General features: G+C 46.4%; 5 protein-coding genes. 1 reads left to right on the top strand and 4 read right to left on the bottom strand.

Translation table 11 applies throughout. The features are described from left to right. Positions 1–202 precede the first annotated feature (202 nt). The 4 genes from AC3A14_RS22310 to AC3A14_RS22295 form a co-directional block, all read right to left on the bottom strand. The gene (locus AC3A14_RS22310; RefSeq protein ID WP_318735290.1) at positions 203–994 is read right to left on the bottom strand and encodes a phycobilisome rod-core linker polypeptide; all 792 of its coding nucleotides are present in this window, start codon (positions 992–994) and stop codon (positions 203–205) included. 143 nt (positions 995–1,137) lie between these two features. Next, a complete protein-coding gene (locus AC3A14_RS22305) occupies positions 1,138–3,771 on the bottom strand; it encodes a sensor histidine kinase (RefSeq protein WP_318735288.1) in 2,634 nt (877 codons plus the stop codon). Between the two features lie 50 nt (positions 3,772–3,821). Further along, the gene (locus tag AC3A14_RS22300) at positions 3,822–5,159 is read right to left on the bottom strand and encodes a glutamine synthetase family protein (RefSeq protein ID WP_318735285.1); all 1,338 of its coding nucleotides are present in this window, start codon (positions 5,157–5,159) and stop codon (positions 3,822–3,824) included. Further along, a complete protein-coding gene (locus tag AC3A14_RS22295) occupies positions 5,149–5,304 on the bottom strand; it encodes a hypothetical protein (protein WP_318735282.1) in 156 nt (51 codons plus the stop codon). Before AC3A14_RS22295 ends, AC3A14_RS22300 begins: the two co-directional genes overlap by 11 nt. Before the next feature lie 354 nt (positions 5,305–5,658). Here AC3A14_RS22295 and AC3A14_RS22290 point away from each other — a divergent pair, with 354 nt between their 5' ends. Further along, on the top strand, positions 5,659–11,088 hold the full coding sequence (locus tag AC3A14_RS22290) for a trifunctional serine/threonine-protein kinase/ATP-binding protein/sensor histidine kinase (RefSeq protein WP_318735279.1): 5,430 nt from the start codon (positions 5,659–5,661) through the stop codon (positions 11,086–11,088). The last annotated feature ends 351 nt before the right edge of the window (positions 11,089–11,439 follow it).

The following is an 11,439-nucleotide window of genomic DNA, read 5'->3' as shown; positions in this document are numbered from 1 at the left end:
TTTACCTTCCCTCTTATTCTAGCCCTCTTTCGGCAGAGTGACAAAAGAGGGATATTAATTCAGTAAATCCCCAAATACTCCTACACTTATGCCTCATAAAAACAAGACAGAGTAGGGAGGAAAACTATTCATCCCTACTCGAGCTTCTGGATTCAATCGTCTAAATATGCAGAATATAGATTCCGTCGATCGTAATTCAGAACTAAACTAACTCAGTAATCTTGAGAATTTTTCCACCCCTCTTGTGGATGGTCTGAACTTCCTGAGACATTTGACTGTAGTTAACTAGAGATTCCTGACGGGTCAACTTGTTGAGCCGAGCAGCAGCTTTTGAGCTAGAAAATACAATCCGAAAGCGCTTTTCTGTATTGCCATAAGAGGCTCCATTTCCTACAGTGGGAAGTTCGATGGGAGTGGCTACATTCGCTGCTATAGAAGTGATTAACCGAGCTGAGTTACCGCTATCATTGGCCGCCGGTCCACGTAATAGAGAAAACATCCGGTTAAAGGTTTCATTTTTCAATCCCACCACTGAACGAATGCTACGCGGATAAGGCACAACATGATCGCCAAAATTCTCAACATACTCCTCACTGTCAATGTAGGAGTCAATCTCAGCGGCGTATCCTTGCTGATTATAGATTTGGACATGCTCGGCAATTTCTTCCTGTGACTGGGGAGCGCGACCCAAGAAATGCTTGAAGTTTAACTCGATAAAGCGGTACTGGGGGGAGGAGTGGAAGAAAAGGTCTTGATACAGACTCGATTGGGCTACAGCCCTGACAAAATCACGAACAGTAATGTCTCCATTGCGCAATAAGGATTCAGCACTAGAGAGGCGATCGCCCTCCATCAAATGCTGATTTCCCAATACCTGTTTATAAACCGCCCGAACGATCTGTTCTAGCTCTGCTTCGTCAGCATTAGGACGAAGTTCTAGAGGTTCAACTTCAAAAGCATCTAAGCCCAGAGTTGCTGTCGTTAAATTTCCCATTGTTTTTAAATAAAGCTAATTTCTGATATTTGACCGAATGGCCATAACTTCTGCATCCTAAACGATGGGGATTTCTCCAGGTCGTTAAATGAGAGAGAATTTCATAAAACTTTACACTCTTATGGCTTGACCCTAAGACAGGGTCAGGTTATAGGTAAAATAACCGTTAAGGTTGTGCCCCCATTGATCTGGCTATCAACCTGAATGCTTCCCCCCTGTAATTCCACGCATTTTTGAGTCACGACTAACCCTAATCCTGTACCGGGAATATTGCCGACATTGTGACCGCGTTGGAAGGGTTCAAAGAGGTGTTGTCGATCTTCTGGGGAAATGCCAATGCCGCGATCGCAGATTTCAAAGATAATTTCCTGCTGCTCAAAGGTTAAGCGTAGTTCTACATCGCTACCAACCGGAGAATATTTAATCGCATTAGACAATAAATTAGAAAGAATCGATCGCAGCAGTTTCTCATCCAAATTCACCCAAGCCGAATCTTCGATACAGATGAATTTGAGGGAATACTGATGACCAGCACTGAACTGAATTTCTTCGAGCAATTGGCGACAGAAGTGAGGCAAATCCAGGGTTTGGGGATTAAATTCCAGTTTGCCCGCTTCCGCACGATTAATGGTGAGAATATCATCAAGCAGGTGTACCATTTGTTTAATGGATTCTTCAATCCGCCGTAAATTCCTAGAGCGCTTGACGGGATCTTCCGGTCGATTCAGATGAGAAGACTGTTCTAATAATTGGGCCGCCGCTAGAGCTGTACTCAGAGGGGTGCGAAACTCATGGGAAGCCATGGAGAAAAAGCGAGTTTTCAGAGTATGGAGTTCTTTTTCCTGTTCTAGGGCAAGTTTGACCTCGTTTAATCTCTTGCGAGCCGTAATATCGCGGGAATTTACAACAATTCGTAGCGCTGGAGAAGTGCCCACTCCATTTTCACTCGCCGATCCATCGCTATGGGTAACAGCTTCTAGGATACGCCAAGATCCATCTTGATGTTGGGCACGAAATTCCATCAGAAGGGACATATCCTGACTTTCCAAACTATTAATCATCTGCTGATAAATTTTGCCGGAGTCATCGGGGTGAACTAGGTCAAAAAAGTTCTGACCCATCAGTTGAGTTGGGGCATACCCCAGGACTTTTTCCACTGAGGGACTAGCATAGTCAATATTTCCTTGGCGATCGAGAATGGTAATAATATCTAAGGCATTCTCAATTAGGGAGCGGAAGCGTTCTTCGGAGCGCCGCAGAGCGTCTTCAGTCTGTTTGCGTTCGGTGATATCTCGCTGGATGGAAATCCAGTGGGTATATTGGTTGTTCTTGTTGGCAACGGGAACGACGCTAAACTCCACCCAAAACTCCGAGCCATCTTTACGATAGTTCATCAATTCTATGGTTAACGGTTGCCACTGACTGAGGGCAGCTCGCACTTGGTCGAGTTTTTGACGGTCGGTTTTTGGTCCTTGAAGAATGCGGGGAGTTTGGCCAATCAGTTCTTCCAAGGTATAACCGGTCATCCGTGTAAATGCTTGATTGACGTAGAGAATACGGGGGCCGGGGAGATCGATGGGGAAGGCTTCCGTGATTAGGACAGCATCATTAGTATTGATAACTACAGACTGAAGTAGGCGAACCTGTTCCGCTTGCCGTTTCTGTTCGGTGATATCGGCAACTACGGCAACCATGCCATTAATGCGATCGTTGCTATCGAGGAGGGGAGCCGCAGAAAAGACGATATCAATGGGGGAGCCGTCTTTTTTGAAGCGATGCAGTTCGAGACTGGGAGGGGTAATCCCTTGCAGACAGGCTTGGCGAAAATTGCGGTATTCTTGGACGGTTTCTTCGCAGAGGATGGGGTTGGGTTGATGGTAGACTTCGGGTTCTGTCCAACCAAACATTTTTTCGGCTGCTGGATTCCAAAGTTGTATCTTATCTTGGAGGTCAAGGGTAAAGATGGCACGGGGGGAGGCTGCAATCAGGGATTGTAGGGTGTGGTTGGTATGTCGGAGGGCGATTTCGGTGCGTTGACGTTCGGCAATTTCTAGGCGCAGAGCATCGTTAGTGCGGGCGAGTTCTTCGGTGCGTTGCTCGACTCGCTGTTCGAGTTGGGTGTTGAGGTGTTGCAGTTGTTGATAGAGTTCTCCTTGGCGAATGGCGATCGCCACTTGAGTCGCTAGTTGCTTCATCAGTTCGATTTCGTGGGGTTGCCATTGCCTGGGTTGGCGACAGTGATGGGCAATGAGTAAGCCCCACAGATGGGGAGTTTGATCGGGGTTTTCGATATCGGTTGGGGTTTGGATGATGGGAACGACTAATTTGGCTTGGACGGCAAATTGTTGGACAAATTCGACTAAACAGGGTTCAAGTTCGGCCTGTTCGATATTGGCGATCGCCCGAATTTTGCCGTTCAGATAAGCTTGATGATAGTCCTTGGGAAAGACTTCTTCTGGAAAGACGGTGCCTAAAATGCAGGGATAATCGGGTAAAACGGTTTCGGTGATGGCGCACCCGGTTCCATCAGCATAAATTTGATAAATTAAGACGCGATCGCACTCTAAAAATTGCCGCACATCAGCAACTGTAGTCGCCAGGACTTCATCGAGATGCAAAGATTGCCGGATATGTTGGGCGATTTCGTGGATTAACCGCTCCCGCTGTGTTTGTTGTCTCAGGCTCAGTTCTGCCCGACGGCGGCGAGCAATTTGTTGATAGACTTGGTAAGTGGCGATCGCCAGCAACACCAGTCCACTCAGAATACTAATACCCATCAAATCCCATCCTCCCCATCCCCGGGTCTCCGTGTCCCCACTCCTCTACCTCAATAAGACTCCAATAACATCTTTACCTCGGTGGGCAAATCCCATTCTTTCATCGTTTCCCATTCTGCTTGGCGCACGGCTAAATAGGCTTGGGCTAAGGGAGGACTGAGTGCTTTAAGTAAAACTTGATTTTTGCGCAAAGCCGTTATCGCTTCTAGAAGGGTTTCCGGTAACCCTTCAATGCCACGATTTTGGCGCTCATCTTCGGGCAATGTACCCGGATCGCAATCCACTGGTTCGGGAGGTTCGATCTGGTTTCGCACCCCATCTAAACCGGCTGCAATTACCGCTCCTAGAGCTAAATAGGGGTTGGCAGCAGCATCAATGGTTTTAAACTCAAAATGGGTGGAACCGGTGCCTTCTGGATTACTTATAACGCGGATCGCAGCTTCTTTGTTGTCTAATCCCCAACAGGAAAAGGCTCCACTCCAGGAATGGGGTTGGAGGCGACGGTAGGAGTTAGGAATAGGATTAGTGAAGGCCATCAGGGCACGATGGTGATGGAGGATACCACCAATAAACCAGCGAGCGCGATCGGATAATCCCAAAAGTCCGAAGGGGTTGGGGAGTAAATTTTCGCCTTTATGCCATAAACTCAGATGGAGATGAGCGCCACTTCCGGCGCGATCGGGAAAAATTTTGGGTAAAAAAGAAGCAATACGATGATGATAATGGGCGATCGCCTTCACGGTTTCCCGAAACACCACCTGCTGGTCAGCAGCAGCCAAAGCATGAGTATACAGCACCGAAATTTCCTGTTGTCCCGGCCCGGACTCTGGATAATACTGCTCCACTAACACCCCTTGCTCATTTAACGCCGTCGCAATATCATCAATAATCCGTTGCTGGAGATCCATACCATAGGTCGAACAATAGGGCGCTTGGTCAGTGGGAATAATTTCCCCATTTGCAGAGCGCTCTAGTAAATAAAATTCATTTTCAAATGAAGCAATAACTTCCAACCCTTCCAGCTTCGCATCGGCAGCCATATCCCGTAAAAACCGCCGAGGACAGAGGGCCCAAGGTTCTCCTTTTTTAACCATATTCCCCATCACCCGTGCATGGCTTGGGGTATAAGGCAGAGCCATCAGTGTAGACCAATCGGGAATCAATTGCACCTCTCCCACGGGCCCCAACCCACTTCCAGAAGCTGGTATACTGCCAATAACCGGCATTGCTTGTTGAGCCATAGCCAAGCCTACCCCCTGCTCTTGATAATGGGATAACATGCCCCCATGAACTGCCTTGGCTCGGATCATATTGCCGTTATCACACCAGAGAATACGGATAAATTCGACTCCAGCTTTTTTGAGGGATGCTTCAATATCACGATCCATGGGCATTGGGTTTTGGGTTAGGGGCGATCCCAATCATAGGATAGAGTGCTTCGTGCGGTAATGGGTAATGGGTAATGGGTAATGGGAAAACTATTGGCGATCGTTTATCCAGCACATCTTGCGATCGCAAGCTAACTGCCCCCATTAGTTTATCTTAACTTTTACAACTTAAACCTGTTTTGTCCGGTTAAGCTATTCCAGATTCGCCAATCTCTATATTGGCGATCGCCACGGTTTTTCCTGACATAAACTCAAGCCTCTCATAAAAATAATATGGGGGTAGACCTCATACCATATTTCCTGCCAATTTTATGAGTCTAGTTTTTTTCTGATATTTATTTTGAGCTATCTGGTTTAAACTTTTCAGTTTCTCGACATTGCTTTGAAAAGATATCTAATAGATATTGCTTGGGCAAGCTGTTCAGGTAATACAGAGTTATACTTGAAATAGATCTAAGAGTAAGCATAAAACCATAGCGAGCAGGCTGGACCAACGGCGATGACTAGAGAACTACCCGGGTATCAAATTAACCAAAAGATATACGAAGGAGATCGAACCCTCGTCTATCAAGCAACCCGCCATCGCGATCGCCTCAAAGTCGTGATTAAATTCCTGCGTAACCCCTACCCAAGCTTGAGTGAACTCCTACAGTTTCGCAACCAGTACGCGATCGCCAAAAACCTCAACCCCACCCACATCGTCGTACCCTTAAGCCTCGAGAGATATGGCAATGGTTATGCCCTAGTCATGGAAGATGAGGGAGCCATCTCTCTAGACAAAGTCTTAGACCAAAAAGGATACTTAGAGCTAGAAACCAGCTTGCAAATTGCCATTCAACTAGCCGATATAGTAGACGAACTCGAGCGCAAAGGAGTAATCCACAAAGACATTAAACCGGCCAATCTGCTCATCGATCAACAAAGCCAAAAGGTGAAACTGATTGACTTCAGCATCGCCTCCCCACTGCCTCGTGAAGCGCAAGACATCAAAAACTTCAATGTCCTAGAAGGAACCCTCGCCTACATTGCTCCCGAACAAACCGGTCGCATGAATAGAGGCATAGACTACCGCAGTGACTTCTATTCTCTGGGGGTCACCTTATACCAACTGCTCACCGGAACCCTACCCTTCATCAGCGACGACCCCATGGAGTTGGTTCATTGTCACATTTCCCAACCCCCCATACCACCAGAAGCAAGAAATTCAGTCTCTAAAATCCCCCCTGTGGTTTCAGATATCGTGATGAAACTGATGGCTAAAAATGCAGAACAGAGATATCAGAGCGCCTTGGGGTTAAAATTCGACCTAGAACAGGCTCTAAAACAATGGCAAGAAACGGGAAAAATAGAAGCCTTTGAGTTAGGAAGTCGGGATATTTCCGGCAGATTTCTAATTCCGGAAAAACTCTACGGACGACAAGCAGAAGTCGAGACCTTACTCGGAGCATTTGAGCGAGTCGCCCAATCTTCGACCACAGCAAAGTTTCCAGGGAACTCTTGCTCTTCTGAACTGATGCTAGTAGCAGGGTTCTCAGGAATTGGGAAAACCGCAGTGGTCAACGAAGTTCACAAGCCCATTGTACGAGAGCGGGGCTATTTTATCAAAGGAAAATTCGACCAGTTTCAACGAAATATTCCTTTTTCGGCCCTGGTTAGAGCATTCAGGGATTTGATGGAGCAATTATTCGGAGAATCCGATGCTCAATTAGCCCAATGGCAGCAGAAGATTCTGGGTGCTTTGGGAGAAAATGGGCAAGTGATAATTGAAGTCATCCCCGAGTTAGAGTTAATTATTGGTCAACAGAAAACGGTTCCTGAACTCTCCGGTGGTGCGGCACAAAATCGATTTAACTTATTGTTTCAGAAATTTGTTGAGGTGTTTGCAACCTCTGAGCATCCTCTGGTCATTTTTATTGATGACCTTCAGTGGGCGGATTCGGCATCTTTGAAGTTGATGCAACTGCTCATGAGTGAGAGCCAGACGGGTTATTTGCTCTTGCTCGGAGCCTATCGGGATAACGAAGTATCCTCCACCCATCCGTTGATGCTCACTCTAGATGAAATGGGCAAGTCAGGAGCGGTCATTAATACGATAACTCTCGCACCTTTAAGGGAAAATGATCTCCATAGTTTGGTCGCAGATACCTTAAGCTGTAGCCAAGAAGTGGCTCAACCGTTAACCGCATTAATCTATCAAAAGACAAAGGGAAATCCATTTTTTGCCACCCAATTTCTCAAGGGATTACATGAAGATGGGTTAATTGCCTTTAACCACGATTTAGGCTATTGGCACTGCGACCTGACACAGGTTCAGCAGTTGGCACTGACTGACGATGTGGTTGAATTTATGGCGGTGAGGCTGCTACAACTTCCGGTTGCCACCCAAGAAATGTTGAAGTTAGCCGCTTGTATCGGCAATCAGTTTGACTTAGAAACTTTGGCCATTGTCAGTAAACTCGACGAGATCGAAGTGGCAGATTCTTTGTGGAAGGCGCTGCAAGAGGGCTTGATTCTGCCCCTAGGCCAGACCTATAAGTTTTTCCAAGGGAGCAAGGGAGAGGATAAAACGCTGGAATCCGATTTATCTGTGAGCTACAAGTTTTTACACGATCGCGTCCAGCAAGCCGCTTATTCCTTAATTCCAGAAGTGCAAAAGCAAGTGACCCATTATCGGATCGGCAAGCGCCTTCTGGCCCATGTATCCCCCGCACAGCAGGAAGAAAAGATTTTTGATATTGTCAATCAAATCAATATGGGACTTGAGGAGATTGCTGAGGTCAGGGAAAAGCAACAACTTCTCGAACTCAATTTCCGCGCGGGTCAAAAAGCCAAAATCGCCACGGCTTACGATGCAGCAAAACTGTACTTCCAGATCGCGATCGCACTTTTGCCAGATTGTTCAGATAATACTGAGGAAAATATCAGCGATCGCACCTTTGAACTCCATTTCGTCCTCGCTGAAGTGCAATTGATGAGCGTTGACTTTGAGGGACTAGAAACAAGCATTGCCCTCTTATTGGCATTGGCTCGCTCTGCTATCAATCGAGCCAGAATTTACGTCCTCAAAGTCAATCAATATGCCCTACAAGGGGCATATCCTGAAGCGATCGAAGCGGGTTTGGCTGGGCTACAAGAGTTGGAAATTCAGGTTCATCCAGAGCATGCCAAAGAATTGGTTCAAGAAGATACCCAGTTCATTGCTGAAAGGCTCGAAAATCAAGATCTTGATGAGTTACTGAATTTACCCGAGGCAACCGATCCCGAAGTGAAAGTCGCGATCGAATTGCTGATGAAACTATTATCGGCAGCCTACATTAGCTCCAATCGTGAGCTTTATGGTTTTACCGTGGTTAGAAGCGTGCGCTTATCGATGGAATACGGCAACATTCCCAAGTCAATTATCACCTATGCCAGCTATGGCGAATGGCTCGCATTGTTCCAACACGATTATCAACGGGCAATGCAATTTGCTCAGTTGGCCTTGCAACTCAGTTATAAACTTGACCAAAAATCCGAGCGATCGAGTGCCTGCTTTATACTGGGAGGTTGCATTTATGGTAAAGCCAAACCCATTCAAGGGGCAGCCGAAGTCAACTACGAAGGATTCTTGGCTGGGATGGAGTCAGGAGAATTGCAATATGCGGGCTATAACCTGTTTGCCAATATTTACAATCGTCTCTTTGGCGGGGAAAACCTGGTAGAAATTTCCACCGACCTAGAAAAATTTTGGGCGATCGCCGATAAAATTCACAACGATCTCACCCTCAGAATCCTCGAAGCCTGTCGGTTCTCGATCGAAAAATTCTCTGGCGGAACCGATAAAGAAAGTTCAGAAGAACTCGCTTGGGTTGAACGCCATAGTACTGCCCAATCCGATCTACCCCTCGGACTTTACAGTATTCTCCAAATGCAAGCAGCTTGCTTATACGGGGATTTTGAGAGCGGTTGCCATTATGGTGTGCAAGCGAGCAAATTTCTTATGGTTTGTGACTCTTGCACGATCGCCTTGGGGTATTATTACTACGGTTCTTTAAATTTGTTGGGGCGTGATGCTGATTTATCCGAAGATGCCCGTCAGCAAATTGAAGCCAATCAAGCGCAGCTCAACACTTTAGCCCAGAGTTGTCCAGAAAACTTTCTCCATAAATATTGGCTTGTGGAAGCCGAAAAAGCGCGATTGTCGCGACAGCGAACAGAAGCGATGGAACTCTACGATCGTGCCATAGCCGGAGCCAAAGAAAATGAATTCTTACAAGAAGAAGCCCTAGCTAACGAACTGGCGGCCAAATTTTACCTAGATTGGGGCAAAGAAAAAATTGCTGGGGCCTATATCATTGATGCTTACTACTGCTATGCGCGGTGGGGAGCAAAAGCCAAAACCGACCAACTTGAAAGAACATATCCCCAACTGCTCGCTCCAATGCTACAACAACCCTACTTACAGCTAAACAACGATCTCACCAGAACCAGCACTATAGCCCAGACAGCAGGTTCGAGTAGCAGTAAAAGCGACTTTCTGCTCGATTGGGCAACGGCGGTGAAAGCCTCCCAATCTCTATCAAGTGAAATGGACTTGGACAAACTGGTCTCGGCCTTGATGAGGGCAACGATGGAAAATGCAGGAGCCGATGGTGGCATTCTGCTCCTGCGACAACCCGAGAGTTGGCAGATAGCTGCCCGATATTCAAACAAAAATGGTCAAGATGACTGGGATTTATGTTGGAAGGAAGTATCCGAAGAGTTGGAAATTCCCATGAGGATAATTAATAAAGTTAAACGGAGCAAAGAAGCAATTATCGTTAACAATTTCTCTGGCAATCTCCAGTTTGCAGGCGACCCCTATCTAGAGCAAGAACAACCCCTTAGTTTTCTGTGCGCGCCTATCCTCAATCAAGGCAAACTGATCGGCATCCTTTACTTGGAAAATCATCTAGCGACTAGAGCGTTTACGAGCGATCGCGTGGAACTGCTCTCTATGCTCTGTTCCCAAGCCGCTATCTCTCTGGAAAACGCTCGCCTCTACAAACAATCCCAAGACTACGCCGAGCAATCCCAAGACTACGCCCAGAAACTCGAACAATCCCTCGAAGAACTCCAACAAGCCCAACTGCAATTGGTGCAGAGCGAAAAAATGTCGGCTTTGGGCAACTTAGTTGCAGGAGTTGCCCATGAAATTAATAATCCTGTGGCATTTATTGCCGGAAACATAGACCCAGCGAGAGATTATCTGAAAGACTTGTTTGGACTCCTTGACCTGTATCAGCAAGAATATCCACAACCAAGTGAAGTTATTGAAGAAGAAATTGAAGCCATAGATTTGGAGTTTCTCAGAGAAGACTTACCCCAATTGATTGCTTCAATGCAAGAAGGAACCGATCGCATTGGCCACATCAGCACCTCTCTACGCACGTTCTCGCGCACGGATAAGGAGTATACAGTCCCATTTAATCTTCATGAAGGTATCGATAGTACCTTACTGATTCTCAAACATCGCCTGAAAGCTAATGATGAGCGCCCGGCAATTAAAATCGTTAAAAAGTATAGGGAGTTACCAAAAGTCAAGTGTTTCCCCGGGCAGCTCAACCAAGTGTTTATGAATCTGATTGCCAATGCGATCGATGCTTTAGAAGAGTCGAACCAGGGACGCAGTTTTGAGGAGATTGCCAATCAGATTAAGATTACCACCTCAGCAGCAAAGGAGGACGCGATCGTTCAGATTGCCGATAATGGCACGGGGATGCCAGAAGAAGTGAGAGAACGCATTTTTGAGCAAGGATTTACCACAAAAGCAGTAGGTAAAGGCACCGGATTGGGGATGGCGATCGCCCGTCAAATTGTTGAAGAAAAACACGGAGGGATCATGACTTGTGATTCAGAATTAGGCAAAGGAACCACATTTGAGATTGTTCTCCCCATCAGTAGCTCGTGAAAACGACTGAAATAAAACATCTTCAATCGAAAATGGATTCCAAAAAAATGTTGGGTCACCATCGTGTTCCAGCAAAGATAGCGATCGAGTGGCTGGCGAACCCCTGAAAAATGGGATCGATTGGGAACTGACAGATTAGCTGTTATTTAAGAAAAAAATCGTGAGACCATCTCTTACCGAAGTCAGGTCAAGTAGGCTATGGTGGCGATCGCGATCTCTATTTGAACTGAAATATAATAATAGCTACCATCGCACACCACTAAAAAACTTAGAGCAATGATTCTAAAACTTCCTGGTTATCACATTAGCGAAACCCTATACGAAGGAGAGCGAACCCTAGTGTATCGGGGA

It is taken from the genome of Roseofilum sp., assembly GCF_982964205.1.
The sequence above is the reverse complement of the archived record's forward strand: the minus strand, read 5'-3'. Positions and strand labels throughout refer to the sequence as shown.